This is a genomic window from Flavobacterium ovatum (assembly GCF_040703125.1).
GTDB lineage: Bacteria > Bacteroidota > Bacteroidia > Flavobacteriales > Flavobacteriaceae > Flavobacterium > Flavobacterium ovatum.
Genome location: NZ_CP160035.1, coordinates 1,964,407 through 1,980,785, shown reverse-complemented (window position 1 = coordinate 1,980,785; position 16,379 = coordinate 1,964,407). Strand labels below are relative to the sequence as shown.

14 protein-coding genes are annotated in these 16,379 nt (G+C 34.7%); 8 read left to right on the top strand and 6 right to left on the bottom strand.

What is annotated here, in order from left to right:
* Positions 1-22: 22 nt before the first annotated feature.
* Positions 23-466: a response regulator gene (locus tag ABZP37_RS08445; protein ID WP_366187257.1), complete on the top strand. Its 444-nt coding sequence runs from the start codon at positions 23-25 to the stop codon at positions 464-466.
* Between the two features lie 288 nt (positions 467-754).
* Here ABZP37_RS08445 and ABZP37_RS08440 read toward each other — a convergent pair whose 3' ends face one another.
* Positions 755-1,393 carry a peroxiredoxin gene (locus tag ABZP37_RS08440; protein ID WP_366187256.1) on the bottom strand — a complete coding sequence of 213 codons (639 nt, stop codon included), beginning with the start codon at positions 1,391-1,393 and terminating at the stop codon, positions 755-757.
* 94 nt (positions 1,394-1,487) lie between these two features.
* Complete coding sequence (locus ABZP37_RS08435) at positions 1,488-2,402, bottom strand: AEC family transporter (RefSeq protein WP_366187254.1); 915 nt, start codon at positions 2,400-2,402, stop codon at positions 1,488-1,490.
* A gap of 166 nt (positions 2,403-2,568) precedes the next feature.
* On the opposite strand from ABZP37_RS08435, the gene ABZP37_RS08430 reads away from it, so the two are divergent.
* On the top strand, positions 2,569-3,522 hold the full coding sequence (locus ABZP37_RS08430) for a TIM barrel protein (RefSeq protein ID WP_366187252.1): 954 nt from the start codon (positions 2,569-2,571) through the stop codon (positions 3,520-3,522).
* A 94-nt stretch (positions 3,523-3,616) separates the two neighbouring features.
* On the opposite strand, the gene ABZP37_RS08425 is transcribed toward ABZP37_RS08430, so the two are convergent.
* On the bottom strand, positions 3,617-4,639 hold the full coding sequence (locus ABZP37_RS08425) for a quinone-dependent dihydroorotate dehydrogenase (protein ID WP_366187251.1): 1,023 nt from the start codon (positions 4,637-4,639) through the stop codon (positions 3,617-3,619).
* A gap of 166 nt (positions 4,640-4,805) precedes the next feature.
* Between ABZP37_RS08425 and ABZP37_RS08420 the strand changes: the two genes are divergently transcribed.
* Complete coding sequence (locus tag ABZP37_RS08420; protein ID WP_366187249.1) at positions 4,806-5,213, top strand: DUF1003 domain-containing protein; 408 nt, start codon at positions 4,806-4,808, stop codon at positions 5,211-5,213.
* Between the two features lie 337 nt (positions 5,214-5,550).
* A complete protein-coding gene (pepT, locus tag ABZP37_RS08415) occupies positions 5,551-6,816 on the top strand; it encodes a peptidase T (protein ID WP_366187247.1) in 1,266 nt (421 codons plus the stop codon).
* 140 nt (positions 6,817-6,956) lie between these two features.
* On the opposite strand, the gene yajC is transcribed toward pepT, so the two are convergent.
* Positions 6,957-7,229 (bottom strand): preprotein translocase subunit YajC, encoded by a 273-nt coding sequence (gene yajC / locus ABZP37_RS08410; RefSeq protein WP_366187246.1) that lies wholly within the window; start codon positions 7,227-7,229, stop codon positions 6,957-6,959.
* A 31-nt stretch (positions 7,230-7,260) separates the two neighbouring features.
* Positions 7,261-8,172 carry a transcription antitermination factor NusB gene (gene nusB, locus ABZP37_RS08405; protein WP_366187498.1) on the bottom strand — a complete coding sequence of 304 codons (912 nt, stop codon included), beginning with the start codon at positions 8,170-8,172 and terminating at the stop codon, positions 7,261-7,263.
* Positions 8,173-9,273: 1,101 nt separating this feature from the next.
* Here nusB and ABZP37_RS08400 point away from each other — a divergent pair.
* The 4 genes from ABZP37_RS08400 (at position 9,274) to ABZP37_RS08385 (ending at position 15,561) form a co-directional block, all read left to right on the top strand.
* Positions 9,274-11,034 (top strand): ABC transporter ATP-binding protein, encoded by a 1,761-nt coding sequence (locus ABZP37_RS08400; RefSeq protein WP_366187244.1) that lies wholly within the window; start codon positions 9,274-9,276, stop codon positions 11,032-11,034.
* A 71-nt stretch (positions 11,035-11,105) separates the two neighbouring features.
* A complete protein-coding gene (locus tag ABZP37_RS08395) occupies positions 11,106-11,492 on the top strand; it encodes a PUR family DNA/RNA-binding protein (protein WP_366187242.1) in 387 nt (128 codons plus the stop codon).
* Positions 11,493-11,709: 217 nt separating this feature from the next.
* Positions 11,710-12,624, top strand: coding sequence for a mechanosensitive ion channel family protein (locus ABZP37_RS08390; RefSeq protein WP_366187241.1), 915 nt, complete (start codon positions 11,710-11,712; stop codon positions 12,622-12,624).
* Between the two features lie 426 nt (positions 12,625-13,050).
* Positions 13,051-15,561, top strand: coding sequence for a cation-translocating P-type ATPase (locus tag ABZP37_RS08385; RefSeq protein ID WP_366187240.1), 2,511 nt, complete (start codon positions 13,051-13,053; stop codon positions 15,559-15,561).
* A 149-nt stretch (positions 15,562-15,710) separates the two neighbouring features.
* On the opposite strand, the gene ABZP37_RS08380 is transcribed toward ABZP37_RS08385, so the two are convergent.
* The gene (locus ABZP37_RS08380) at positions 15,711-16,379 is read right to left on the bottom strand and encodes a 3'-5' exonuclease (protein WP_366187238.1); all 669 of its coding nucleotides are present in this window, start codon (positions 16,377-16,379) and stop codon (positions 15,711-15,713) included.

Below are 16,379 nucleotides of genomic sequence, written 5' to 3'. Positions count from 1 at the left end.
TTTACGATCTAAATTTATTATAATGAGTGATCTCAATATCTTTTATGCTGATGATGATGACGATGATTTAATGCTATTTAATGATGCTGTAGATAGTATAACTAATAACTCTAATGATTCAATACAACTTCATATTCATAAAAATGGAGAGAATTTGTTGCAAAGCATTAAAGAAAATAAGCACAACAACGGAGTTGTTTTTTTAGATCTAAATATGCCTAGAAAATCTGGATTTCAGTTTTTGGAAGAAATTCGTAATGAACCTAGTATTAATCAATTTCCCGTAATCATCTATTCTACTAGTTCTAATAAATCAGACATAGATATGAGCATCAGCCTTGGAGCTAATTTTTATGCTGTCAAACCCTATAACTTTCATGATTTGACAAGAATGATTCAAGACGTAATAGAAATTGACTGGAAAAATATAAAAATCGACACCAATAATTTTCTTCTAATAAAGTAAATTATTGGTATACTTAAATTAAATCTAAGAATATATAGTGACTACATAATTTTCACTGAATCTTCTTAGTTTAGATAAATCCAAAAAACTACATCTTATCCAAAATCACCTCGTAACCAACCTACTGCATGAGGGATAGAAGCGGCATCCTTTATGGCTTTTTTTTTCAAAAGCCATAAAGATATAGCGTAGAGCCCGACCCGATTTTTTCGGAGGGGCATGCCCAAAAGACATAAAAAAAGGGAATTCAATACTTATTGAATTCCCTTTTTTGTTATATGAACAACCTTACTTATTAGGCTGTGGTGTCATTCTTAAATAGTATTTTATTTTGGTAAATCCTTTTGGGAATTTAGCAGGAATATCTTCGTCCTTGATGGCTGGCGAAATCACTACATCTTGACCGTCTTTCCAGTTCGCTGGTGTAGCTACACTATAGTTTGCCGTCAATTGTAAACTATCGATCACACGTAATAATTCGTCAAAATTTCTACCCGTTGAAGCTGGATAAGTTAAGGTTAGTTTAACTTTTTTGTCTGATCCAATGATAAACACGGAACGAACCGTAAAGGTTTCGTTTGCATTAGGGTGAATCATATCATAAAGTGTGGACACAGCTCTATCTTCGTCGGCTATAATTGGGTATTGTAAGGTCACGTTTTGTGTTTCCTCGATATCTTTGATCCATTTTAGGTGTGACTCAACTCCGTCCACGCTAAGTGCTAAAACTTTCGTGTTTCTTTTTTGAAATTCAGGGTAATAATTTGCTACTGTACCTAACTCGGTCGTACAAACAGGGGTAAAATCTGCTGGATGAGAAAAAAGTACTCCCCAAGAATCCCCTAACCATTCATGAAATTTTATTGTTCCTTGTGATGTTTCTGCAGTGAAATCTGGAGCTATATCTCCTAATCGTATTGTTGCCATGATAATTTTGATTTTTAAATTTCCTTAAAATTAGTTAAAAAAACGCAGACGGCTTATGATTAAAATCATAAATAAAGACTAAAAAGGATTACAATTATATCCACTGAGCTACAAAATACCAAAAAATTAATGTAATAAAGGAAATAGGGATTCCGTAACCTACCATCATACTCGCCAACCGCGGTTTCAAGCCGTAACTTGTTGCCAAAATACTGGCTGTAATATTGGAAGCCATCGCCGTTTCCATCAACACTACATCTATCATGGCTGATTTTTGTTTTAGAATTATAACATAAAGCACAAATATTAAAGTTGGAGTCAAAATTAACTTATACAAGAGTCCCAAACCTAAAAACCGCCAATGCTGACTTTTACTCTCAAAACGCAATTGTAGCCCTACGGATGTCAATGCTAGGGGCGCCATAATACTCCCTAATCCTTTGAATACCGTTTGAAAATTATCATTTAATTCTATCGAAAAAACATTTAACAAACACGCAATTAGGAAAAAGACAAAGGGTGGAAACTTAAAAACACGAACCAACATTTGAATGGGTTTCAAATTATCTTTTGAAAAATAAGTCGCTACAAAAATCCCCAAGGTTGAAAGTACTACAACCGTACCTGGCTGATCTACTAATATGGCCATCTTTAACCCTTGTTCGCCATATAAAGCACTTATTATAGGATACCCCAGAAAAGACGTGTTTCCCAAACCAGCTGTAAGTACTAAACATCCTATCAACTTATTAGACCATCCCCACTTTTTTCCTAAAAAATAAAACAGACCAAAAGCCACAATAAAGGAAATCCAAGCGGAACCTATTGGAAACAGCAACTCGTTACTCCAAGTTAATTTTGGAATATAATACAATACAATAGCTGGTAAACAAACAGTTACTACTATTTTATTAAGTATTTTATAAGCTTCTAAAACAGGGAATTTTTTGATGTTTTGCAGAATGATACCTAATAGTAAACAACCAAAAATGAGAATGATATTGAACATGAATGTGCTTTAAAAAATAAAAGAATACAAATATCCGTATAATTTAAAAAGTAAGCTTGAAAACATTTCTATTATTTTGAAAATTTAAGAAATGCTTATTCATGACTTTATAGAATTACAATAATTTTCATTATTTTTGGTTAACCAATTCAAAAAGCCCTTTATCATGACTCCAACGAATCGCAGAGAATTTATAAAAAAATCAGCAATAGGAATGACGGCAATTCCTTTTATTGATTTTCCGTTTCCTTTATTTCAAGCGGCAGAAACTGATATGGACAGCTTATCTGTAAATGTTTTTTCAAAACATTTACAATTTTTAAATTATTACCAGGCAGGGGAAGCAGCAGCTGAAATAGGATTTGCTGGTTTGGATTTAACCGTTCGCCCAAAAGGTCATGTGGATCCTTTATCGGTTCAAACTGATTTACCCAAAGCGATTCGTGATATTAAAAAAGCAGGTTCAAATTGTAGCATGATCACGACTGCAATTTCAAGTGTCAACAATCCTTTGGACGTTGCTATTATCAAGGCAGCAGCTATAGAAAACATTGGATTTTATAGAACGGATTGGTTCAAGTACACAGAAAACATTTCGATGCAAAATGATTTGCTTCTATACCAAAAAGAAATTAAAAAACTAAGCGAATTAAACAAGCAGTTTGATATTGTAGGCTGTTATCAAAATCATGCTGGAACAACTGTTGGCGCTTCTTTTTGGGAGATTGAAGCTGTTTTAAAAACGGCTAATCCAAACTATTTTGGCACGCAATACGATATACGGCATGCAACGGCTGAAGGAGGTTATTCATGGGTGAATGGACTGCAACTCTTACATTCGCAAATTAAAACTATTGTTTTAAAAGATTTCAAATGGATGAAAATAAACGGAAAATGGGAAGCGACCGATACTCCTATTGGAGAAGGAATGGTTGATTTTACCTCTTATTTTAAACTATTGAAGAAGTACGGTCTAAAACCACCTGTTTCTTTACACCTAGAATACGACTTAGGTGGTGCCGAAAAAGGCAATAAAACCATCACAGTAGATAAAAAAGTAGTTTTTGGCGCAATGAAAAAAGACCTAAATACCGTTCAAAAATTATGGAAAGAGGCGTAGAAATAAATAAGGCACAACGAAAATTTCATTGCGCCTTATTTATTATCAAACATCTGTCTGAGCTTGTTGAAGACAATCTACAAACATAGAAATATTAATTCTTTCTAGCCAATATCTTTTTGTTGATTGCTTTTACCAAAGCGGGTCCTTCATAAATAAAACCAGTGTATAACTGTACTAAACTCGCTCCTGCATCTAATTTCTCAATTGCATCTTCGGCAGTATGGATACCGCCTACTCCAATGATTGGGAAAGCTTTATTACTTTTTTGAGATAAAAATCGAATCACTTCTGTCGAACGTTTCGTCAATGGTTTTCCAGACAATCCCCCCATTTCGGCTTTATTCTCGGATTCTAAACCATCACGTGAAATAGTGGTGTTGGTTGCAATGACACCCGCAATTTTGGTTTCTTTGATAATATCAATAATATCTAACAATTGCTCGTCCGTTAAATCGGGCGCAATTTTTAGTAGAATTGGCTTTTGCTTTGGCTTTGCCACATTCTTATTTTGAAGCGTTTGTAATAATTGTGTCAACGGTTCTTTGTCCTGTAACGCACGTAAATTTGGAGTATTTGGCGAACTTACATTCACTACAAAATAGTCTACATAATCGTAAAGTGCATCAAAACAGATTTCATAATCTGATGTTGCTTCTTCATTAGGTGTTAATTTATTTTTACCGATGTTACCACCAATCAAAACTCCGTTATTGGATTTCAATCGTTCAACCGCTTCTTGAACCCCACCGTTATTAAACCCCATTCGGTTAATAATAGCCGAATCTTCTTTTAATCGAAATAAACGTTTTTTAGGATTTCCCTCTTGTCCAACTGGTGTCAACGTTCCTATTTCAATAAAACCAAATCCAAAATTGGATAATTCTTTGTACAACTTCGCATCCTTATCAAAACCAGCGGCTAATCCTACTGGATTCTTGAATTTCAAACCAAAAACTTCTGTTTCTAATCGTTTGTCATTTACCAAAAACAAGGCTTTGTACAAAGCACTAAAACCTGGAATTTTGGAAGTGAAACGCACTAATGAAAAAGTAAAATAATGAACCTCTTCTGGGTCAAAACAAAAAAATAAGGGACGTAGTAATAACTTGTACATGGATGTTTTTTTAATTCCTGCAAAAATAGTACTATCTAGCCGAAAAAGAAATAGTTAAGAACAATTTTTAAAACCTTTCTTTTCTTTAAATTTCCACTGAAAGTTTAAGATACAAACGTCCATAAAAACCGAAAGTTTCGGTACTTTTAAATAAAAAACAACACTTATGAATTTCAATAAAAACTGGCATCAAAGACATCGTGAAAGCCTTGGATTTGGTAGCCTAATTGCTGACAAAGTAGCGAAAGGAATGGGGTCTTGGCGGTTTATCATTATTCAAACTGTCTTTGTAATCATTTGGATGGGCCTGAACATGGTTGCTTATTTCAAACATTGGGATGCTTATCCTTTTATTCTACTCAATCTTTTATTTTCTACTCAAGCTGCTTATGCCGCTCCGATTATTATGATGGCTCAAAACCGTCAAAGCGAAAGAGACCGCGTGCAAGCACAAGACGATTACAACACCAACAAAGAAGCCAAACTCGAAATTGAAGCGCTTGCCGCAAAATTAAACTCCATCGAAATCGAAAAACTAGATAAGATTATTAGACTTTTGGAGCAGATGAAATAAAAACAAACACAATTTTTACAGATTAACACAGATTATTTTTGAACTTTTGTGGATTGAAAACAAACACGAATTGGCACAAATTTATTTCTAAATTTCCCAAATCAGTGTCAAAAAAAGTAAACACAGATTACACAGATTAACATAGATTTTTTTTTAGATTTCTTTAATTCTTCTAATCACTGTTTAAAAAAACACTCGCTAGAGATTCCTACGGAATGGCAAACTGTGTAGAAAAACTTTGCGAACCACTGTGGTTTCTCTTTGCGAATCTTTGCGGACCAAACTTTTAATTAGACCAAAAAAGGTATCTTTACCACTTCACAAAAAAAACAAATCTATGCAACCTATTATAGACCGTTTCATCAGTTATGTAACGATTGACACCGAATCGGATTCAAAATCAAAAACAACTCCAAGCACTGCCAAACAATGGGACTTAGCAAACAAACTTGTAGCCGACTTGAAAGCTATCGGAATGAAAGATGTTACCATTAATGACAAAGCCTATATCATGGCGACTTTGCCTTCTAATGTTGACCATGAAGTACCAACTATTGGTTTTATATCCCATTTTGACACTAGCCCAGATTTTTCTGGAGCGAATGTAAAACCACAAATTGTTCGCGATTTCGACGGAAAAGACATTATTCTAAATGCTGAGAAAAACATCGTTTTATCACCAAGTTATTTCAAGGATTTATTGCAATACAAAGGGCAAACCTTAATTACTACTGACGGAACAACACTTCTAGGTGCAGATGACAAAGCGGGAATTACCGAGATTGTTACTGCAATGGAGTTTCTAGTCAACAATCCAGATATTAAGCATGGGAAAATCAGAGTTGGTTTCACTCCAGACGAAGAAATTGGTCGTGGAGCACACCATTTTGATGTTGCTCAATTTGAAGCCGAATGGGCATATACCATGGATGGAAGTCAAATTGGCGAACTAGAATATGAAAATTTTAATGCCGCTGGAGCTAAAATAACTTTCAAAGGAAAAAGCGTACATCCAGGTTATGCCAAAGGAAAGATGATTAATTCCATGTTGCTTGCCAATGACTTCATCAATGCTTTACCAAAAGAGGAAACACCACAAGAAACCAAAGGATATGAAGGATTTTTTCATGTTCACCACTTAAACGGAAGTATTGAAGAAACAGTCTTAGAACTAATCATTAGAGACCACAACAAGAAAAAATTCGAGAAACGTAAAGAACTAATCGAAAAAATCACTCGCAAATTCAACAAAAAATACGCCAAGAAATTTGGCGAAAATATTGTCATTGCTGACGTCAAAGACCAATATTACAATATGAAGGAAAAGGTCGTTCCTGTAAAATATATTGTGGATATCGCTGCTAAAGCCATGAAAGAAGTTAATATAAAACCAATCATCAAACCCATTCGTGGCGGAACTGATGGCTGTCAATTATCTTATATGGGATTACCTTGTCCAAATATCTTTGCAGGCGGACATAACTTTCACGGAAAATACGAATATGTACCTGTAGAAAGCATGCAAAAAGCAGTAGAAGTAATTGTAAAAATTGCCGAATTGACTGCTTTACCTGATTATGGATTAGACAAATCTAGGAACTAATTTTTTTTTAAAACCATTAAAAAAAAATACTAACCAATAAGAGATTAAGAAAATTAAGCCTAAATTCTCTTAATCTCTTAATGGTAAAAAAAAAGGCTGTCCTAAATAGAACAGCCTTCTTAATGTCACCTAAATAGTGATTATTTTTTTGCCAATGAAGCACTCATTTCCATAGAAATAGAAGAACGTTCCATTTTCAATTTTCCTGACATCGTTTCGATTACCACAGTAGCATCTCCAAGTTCAGAAACTCTTCCGTGAAGACCGCTTTTAGTAATAATTTTGTCCCCTACTTTCAATGTAGCTTCAAACTCTTTTTCTTGTTTTGCTTTTTTCTGTTGTGGTCTAATCATAAAGAAATAGATAACCACAAACATTAATAAAAAGGGTGCAAATTGACTTAATTGTTCCATGATTTTTTTTTATTTTAAAATTTAATATTAATTACATTAAACCGCGACCGGTTTTTAATAAGGTTTTATTAGCAGTCATTTCTTTGACCAAATTATCCAAAATACCGTTGATAAACACACTACTCTTAGGCGTTGAATATTCTTTAGCTAATTCCAAATACTCATTCAAGGTTACTTTTACAGGAATCGAAGGGAATTTCAATAATTCGCAAATCGCCATCTTTAAGATAATCGTATCCAATTCTGCAATACGATCACTATCCCAGTTCGGCGTTTTATCAGCAAATTGTTGTCCTAATTGTTTTTCGTTCAAGACCGTTTTTCTAAACAAATCTTTAGCATAATCCTTATCCTCAGTATCTTTGTATACTTTTGGCACTCTAAAGTTATCATCCATGATAGGCTTCAATGCTTTCAATTGCTTAATAATTAAAGTATTCACCAACGGAATATCGTCAATCCAAGTCAATTTATCGTCTTCTAAGTGCTCGTATAACTTTTCGTTTGGAACAATTACATGCGTAAACAAATCCACAATCAACTGCTTATCTTCCTCAAAAGATTGCTTTGCATTGCTCATATAATCAATATAATACTGACTCGCTTTTACCGCATTCAGCAACAATACAATATAATCGCCATTCAAATACCAAGAATCAATTTTACGTGTTTCGATAGCAATACTTAGCGAGTTATTTTCAGCTAAAATTTCAAAAACAGCATTATTGATGAATTTTTTGTTGGGATTGCGTTCCGCAGCAGTAACCAAGTGTTTCAAACTTGATTTGTGCAAAAACTCAGCTTCTTTTTTACAAATTTCCATCAACGATGAAATCATGGTAAGATATAAATCCTGAATACTATCTATACTGAAAAAAAGAAATTTTTCTTCTTTCTCAAAATTATCAGAACCATTTTGATGCATCGCATAAATGGATTGCATTACTTTGACGCGAATGTGTCTTCTGTTTACCACCTTGTAAGAACTTTTATTAATTAGAAGGCAAAAGTAGTTATTCCTTTTTTAAAATAAAATTTAAATTTCAAAAAAGAACCAAATCACTAGCAATTATTAGGAGTACCATATTTGGTTACTACTGTTCCCGACGCTTCGGGCTACCTGTGGCCATTCCAATTGAAAACCAAAACAAATCCATACTTAACAATTTAGCATTTAGAAATAAACAAAAAAGCTGTAACCGTTTTAATGATTACAACTTTCTATTATTGTGCTTGCTCTAGTTTGTGGGCACAGGTAAATACCTGCGCCAACCTTTAGATTTGTCTACAAGTTCGAGTCAACGGGTTTTAAAATCAAGATTGGTTCATTTACTTTAATTTCTGGTTTTTAAAATATCTTCATTTTTCACAACCTAACGTCGTGGAAGATAGTAATCAATTGTTGAAATAGAAATCAGCAGTTAATGATGTAGATTCCCAAGGAATTTGCTCTTCTTTAGATTTCTGCATAACTTCAAGTCGTACTTTTTGAAACATTGTATTAACTGGAAAGTTGAAAATCTGAAGGAGAAAAACCAAGTTCTCGTGTTAAGTGAAATAGTTGATTTTTAAACTTATTTTTCATGTTTTAATTTTAAATTATTGACACCTAGCACATAGGCCTCTAAAACGGCTTCAATCGGCCCATTATCATGAGACTTAGCGTCACTAATATAACTTACTATTCATTAAGCTAATATATAAAAAATTCTTACAAATAATTCCACTAAATAAACTTTAGAAACAAATTTTATCTCGCAAGTCCATTTTGCGTGAGGGATTGAGGCGGTATCCTCGTAGTGAAACGGAGAGATATAGCCGAAAGCCCGACGGCAATGACAAAAGGGGCAATTGACAGCAAACTAAATTTGCCCCTTTTGTCATTGCTGGCACGCCCAAAGAACTATTTTTAATCTGGGAATCTATAGCTGTATTACAACTTTACTTTAACAATTAATTATCTTGAAACGGTTATCTTTGCACTTTGAACGGCTTTTAAAGAAATCCGTTTCCTGTACCCAAACTCACTAGTTATTGCTTACTCATGAAAGAATTAGGTTATCTAAATAAATACTTTTCCAAATACAAATACCGTTTTTTGATGGGGATTGTATTTACCATTATAGCGCAGATATTTTCGCTGTTTACGCCCAAGTTGATTAGTAAATCGTTTCAAGCCATCGAAAATTTCTCCAAGGATAAATCGATTCCTACGTCGGTGTTACAAGCGGAGTTAATCAATAATATTTTGTTGATTATTGGCACGACTATCATTGCGGGTTTCTTGACTTTCTTGATGCGTCAAACCTTGATTGTGATGTCTCGTCATGTTGAATTTGACCTGAAAAACGAGGTGTTTAAACAATACGAAAATCTGACACAAAACTTTTATAAAAAGAATAGAACGGGCGATTTGATGAACCGCATAAGCGAGGATGTTTCCAAAGTGCGGATGTATGTTGGGCCTGCGGTGATGTACACTATCAACACCATTTTTCGATTTGCCATCGTGATTTTGTATATGTATAATGTATCGCCGCGATTGACGCTATATACGCTATTGCCTTTACCATTATTATCTTATGCAATTTTCAAACTGAGTACTGAAATCAACAAACGCAGTACTGTTTTTCAGCAATATTTGTCTAAAGTTTCGAGTTTTTCTCAAGAAATATTCTCGGGAGTACGTGTGATTAAAGCGTACTCGCTAGAAAATCAACACCAAAATAACATGGTCGATTTGGCTCATGAGAGTAAGAGCAAGAGCTTGGATTTGGCACGAGTGCAATCGTTGTTTGGGCCTTTGATGATGGCGCTTATTGGGATTAGTAACTTGGTGGTTATTTATTTTGGTGGTTTGATGTATATTGAAGGAACGATAAAAAGCATTGGAACGATTGCCGAATTTATCTTATATGTCAATATGTTGACTTGGCCGGTGGCTTCGTTGGGTTGGGTTTCGTCGATGGTTCAAGAGGCGGAAGCGTCGCAAAAACGATTGAACGAGTTCTTGAAAATTGAACCCGAAATCACGAATACTAATCCGGAACATTCTGTTATTGAAGGGGCTATTGCTTTTAAAAATGTGACTTATACTTATGAAGACACGAATATTGTGGCTTTGCAAAACATTAGTTTTACGGTCAATAAAGGGGAAACTCTGGCGATTTTAGGAAAAACAGGATCTGGAAAATCGACTATTTTGTCTTTGATTTCGCGTATTTATGATGTGAGTAAAGGCGAAATTGAGATAGATGGTCAAGAAATTAGCAGTTTGAATTTGTATGATTTGCGCAACAGCATTGGGATTGTACCGCAAGATGCTTTTCTGTTCTCGGATTCGATAAAAAACAATATCAAATTTGGGAAAGAAGACGCAACGGATGAAGAAGTCTATCAAGCGGCCAAAAACGCTGTGGTTCACAAAAATATTTTAGGTTTCAAAAACAAATATGACACCGTATTGGGAGAACGAGGGATCACCCTTTCGGGCGGTCAAAAACAAAGGGTTTCTATCGCTAGAGCGATTATAAAAAACCCTCCTATTTTACTTTTGGACGACTGTTTATCAGCAGTGGATACTGAAACCGAGGAAAAGATTTTGAATAACCTTTTTGAAATCTGTAAAGACAAAACTACTATTATTGTAAGCCACAGAATATCCTCAGCCAAAAATGCCGACAAAATAATAATAATCGATGAAGGTAAAATTATTCAACAAGGTTCTCATAACCAGTTGATAAATGAAGAGGGCTACTATGCATCCTTGTACTTAAAGCAACTTTCGGAAAAAGAATTGCTTTAATTGTTGTTTAATAACTATTTTTTTAGGATTTTTGGTTACGATTTAATAACCATAAATTGTCAGAAAGGATTATGAGAGAAAATGATATGTTAGAAAAAGAAGAAATTTTTTCTAAAGTTTTACGTGCTGGGAGAAGAACTTATTTCTTTGATGTAAGAGCAACTAAAGCCGACGATTACTATATAACGATTACCGAAAGTAAAAAGTTCACTGAAGAAGATGGTTCTTTTCACTTCAAAAAACACAAAATATATTTATACAAAGAGGATTTTACCGCTTTCTCTGAAATTCTTGAAGAAATGACTTCGTATGTCTTGAACCACAAAGGCGAAGAGGTAATCTCTGAAAGACATCAAAAAGATTTCAAAAAAGAATATATTACGGGTAAAGCAACAACTGAAGAAGCTGTATTACCACAAACTTCAACTTTTACGGATATTGAATTTGACGATATTTAATCGGATTTTCTTTTAGTATTCAAAAAACAAAAAGTCTAAAAACGAGTTCGTTTTTGGACTTTTTGTTTAATAGGCTTTTTTAAAATGTTAATATAAATGATTTTAACACAATAAAAACAACTGGCATTGGAGAGACTGCTAAAAAATTTTTAAATTGCAAAAATCTAGAAATAAGGTAGCATTTCTTATAATCAAATAATCCTTTTTAAAAAATAGTATGAATACAGATTACCTCATTAAAATATTTGAAAAATACGCAAATCTATACGCCGAAAAAACAATTGCATGGACGATGTCTAATGGAATTAAAGTCCTTTTTATTGCAATCGGCGCTTTAATTATACATAAAATCCTTGTTCGATTCATAGCCAAAGCAGTACGGATTGCTGTTCGCCCAGAGAAACATCTAAGCAAGGAAGCTGAAGAAAAAAGAGAAAACACCTTAATTCAAATTTTCACTACCACTTCCAAAATAGTTATCATCACTATAAGCTCATTAATGATCTTAAGTGAATTTGGAATCGAAATTGCTCCTATTATTGCTGCGGCAGGAATTGTAGGTTTGGCTTTTGGTTTTGGTGGTCAATACCTTATTCGAGATGTTATTACAGGGCTTTTTATTATTCTAGAAAACCAGTATCGAATAGGAGATGTTGTGAAATTTGACACATTAGGTGGTTCTGTAGAAAATATTAGTTTACGCAAAACTACACTTAGAGATATTGACGGAACAGTTCATCACATTCCGCATGGTGAAATAAAAACAGTTTCGAATCTATCTAAAGATTTTGCAAGAGTCAACCTTGACATGGGGGTAGGATACAGTACTGACTTAGATCACTTAATAGATGTCATCAACCGAGTAGGAAATGATCTTGCTAATGATCCCGTATTAAAAGAACATATTCTCAAAGCACCGCAATTTTTGCGTGTTAATGATTTCGCTGACTCTGCAATTATTGTAAAAATATTAGGAGAAACAACTGGTAGCAAACAATGGGAAGTCACTGGTGAACTCCGAAAAAGATTAAAAATCGCTTTCGACAAAGAAGGAATTGAGATTCCATTTCCACAAATGGTGGTGCATCAGGCAGCTAAATATAACACAGATTTAAGTGAACTAAAAAACTAGGCACAACCCGAGCGAAAGCGAACAGGTGAAGCAATTTCACGAATTGGCACTAATTCTTTGCGGATAAAATAAACACAGATTAATGCAGATTTATTTTGATTATTTCTTTTTTTAGATTTTTCAAATTTCTCTAATCAGTGTTCCAAAAACTTTGATTTATTTTGATTTAAAAACAGATACAAATTGCACCAATTTTCACTAATTTCTCCTTTTTCATTTCTTTAATTTCTCAAATCTGCGTTCCAAAAAAAGATTCCAATCCAATTCTTTTATACTCTTATATTTCTTATATGGTTTAAAAAAAATCGTAATACATTACTTTTTATTTATATCTAGTCTGAATATCAATTTCAAACACCGCCCACTGAAACACAACTGAACCGCCAATAAATCGGTATATTTGAGTAATACAATTCCTTGGTAAAGATGTCAAAAGAAATTAATATCCCGCAACATATCATCGGACTCACTGATGCCGAAGTACTCCAATCTCGAAAAGAATTTGGAGCCAACGAGCAAGTCCATAAATCCCAATACAAATGGTGGAGCGCGATTATAGATATTCTAAAAGAACCGATGTTGCTATTATTAATAGCAGTTACAATCATTTATTTTGTTTTGGGCGAAAACAGTGAAGCTTATTTCATGTTAGCAGCTATCATAGCGGTTTCGAGTATTTCTTTTTTTCAAGACAATCGCAGCCGTAAAGCCATTGAGGCTTTAGAGAAATTGACAGAACCCCTCAGTACCGTTTACCGTAATGGACTGGCAATAAAAATACCAACCAAAGACATTGTTATCAACGACTTGGTCATTGCCGAAGAAGGAACCACCGTCAATGCCGACGGCGAAATAGTACACAGCAATGACTTTTCGGTCAACGAATCCACTCTTACAGGAGAAGCCTACAGCGTTTTCAAATCGGATCAAACAGAAAACAAAAACGTTTTTAGCGGGACATTGGTCGCAACTGGATTGGCTGTTTTTCACGTTACCGCTATTGGAAACCAAACCAAAATGGGGCAATTGGGAACCGCTCTTTTAGACGCAAAAGAAGAACCGACACCACTACAACTCCAAATCGAGAATTTTGTCAAAGGAATGGCTCTCATCGGGATTATTGTATTCCTGTTGGTTTGGGGTGTTTATTTTTATAAAACGCATGACATTCTCAATAGTTTACTAAAAGGACTCACATTGGCAATGTCTATTTTGCCTGAAGAAATTCCGGTCGCTTTTACCACTTTTATGGCGTTAGGTTCTTGGAGATTGATGAAAGAAGGAATCATCATCAAGAAAATCAGAACTGTAGAAACCCTAGGAAGTGCCACGGTAATCTGCACCGATAAAACGGGAACCATCACCGCGAACAAAATGGTTTTACAATCAGTCTATGCGTTTGCAGCCAATCAATTGTACGACAAACAAAACTGGAATACTCCCGAAGCTCAAAAAGTAATTGAAATTGCCATGTGGGCGAGCGAACCCGTGCCTTTTGACCCAATGGAAAAAACACTCCACAAAGTGTACGAAGCGAACACAACTGCAGACCAACGTAGAGAATTTAATTTCGTTCACGAATATCCGCTCGAAGGCAAACCGCCAATGATGACGCATGTATTTGAAAATGCTACAAAACAAAGAATCATAGCCGCCAAAGGAGGAGCTGAAACGATTTTAAAAGTCAGCAACCTCAACACGATCGATAAAACAACCATCCAAAATACGATTACTAAATTATCATCCGAAGGATACCGCGTTCTTGGAGTCGCACAATCTCGTTTCGAATCCAATAATTTCCCCGAAGATCAACAAGATTTACCTTTCGAATTCTTGGGTTTAGTCGTGTTTTTCGATCCTCCCAAACCAAACATTCAACAAGTTTTTGAACAATTTTATGAAGCCGGAATCCAGGTTAAAGTAATTACGGGAGACAATAGTCCGACAACCCAATCTATTGCCAAAAGTGCCGGAATAACCAATACCAATCAAGTCATGGAAGGCGAGGCGATTATGAAATTGGATGATGCACAACTTATCAAGTCCATCCACAGCAACGTTTTGTTTACTCGCATGTTTCCAGAAGCAAAATTGGCGGTCATCAACGCACTCAAAAAAGACCACCAACTCGTTGCCATGATTGGCGACGGAGTCAATGATGGCCCCGCTTTAAAATCGGCTCACATTGGTATCGCCATGGGAAAAAAAGGCACAGAAATTGCCAAAAGCGCCGCCGATATTATACTAGTCGATGATGATTTATCCAAAATGATTGTCGCTGTAGCCGCAGGAAGACGTATTTATACCAACATCAAAAAAGCAGTACAATACATAGTATCCATCCACATCCCCATCATTCTAACGGTTTCACTTCCGTTATTTTTGGGATGGATTTATCCCGATATTTTCACACCTGTTCATGTGATTTTCCTCGAAATGATTATGGGACCTATGTGCTCGATTGTATATGAAAATGAACCTGCCGAAAAAAACAGCATGAAGCAACCCCCAAGACAACTTGGAAAAACATTTTTATCACTAAAAGAAATGGGATTAAGTGTAATACAAGGACTTGCTATCACTCTGGGGGTACTATTTGTGTACCAACTAACAGTTCAAAACGGTGGTACTGAAAACCTCACAAGAACGATGGTCTTTACCACTTTAGTTTTATCAAATATCATTTTATCACTGGTCAATCGTTCGTTTTACTACTCGGTATTTGCTTCCTTAAAAAACAAAAACAACATGATGGTTTTCATGAATAGTCTGACCCTAATCCTACTCGCCATGATAGTTTATATTCCCCTATTCGCAAATTTCTTCAAAGTAGTCCCCCTAGATTGGAATCACATTTTGACTTGTATTTTAGTAAGCGGTGTATCAGTTCTTTGGATTGAAATATACAAATGGTTTAAGAGAATTAAAAATATTTAGGAGCTATTTCCCGCTCCCGACGCTTCGGGGATATCGGGGCTAGGGCATTTGGCACACAACAACATTCGTTTTTTCGAATTCAATTGTTTTTTAAAAATTACAAATTGCACTAATTTAAAATCCTAAATATTCTTATAGGGATAATACAATCAAGAATACAACTGATAATTGGTCTTAATCAAACCTTCAATGTCAAGAACATTATTTTTCTTATATTTATAAGTCAGTTTCAAAAATAGATAAGCAGTAATTAAAGCATCCCCCAAAGCAGTGTGACGATCGTGTTTTTTGACATTATAAATGGCACACAATTCATCCAGTGAATACATTTTTTTGAAACGATCCCCAGCTGCTAATTTTTTATGGATAAAATTGGTATCTAATTGTTTTGAACGAATAGTTCCCCCTCCTATTCTACGCAACGCTTTGGTCATCATTGTGATATCAAATTTGGTATGATGCGCCACGATAATCGCATCATCCAGATATTCTAAAAACTGAATAAGTGCTTCTTCTTCACTTACTTTAACTTCGGTTCCATCTCTACGAATACCATGAATTTTAACCGTTTCTTTGTTGAATATATCTTGCTTAATATATACTTCAAAGGAATCCGAAACCTGAATTTTATTATTTTTTATAGCAACAGCGCCTATGCATAAAATACGATCATTGTCATAATCAAAACCGGTAGTTTCAGTATCCAAAACTACAAAACGTATATCTTCAAAACTATTATAGCCCTTACAGTTCCGAACAGTTTCGATGTGTTTTTTCCAAAAAGCGGGATGATTTTTTCTTTTAAAAATTTTAAACAT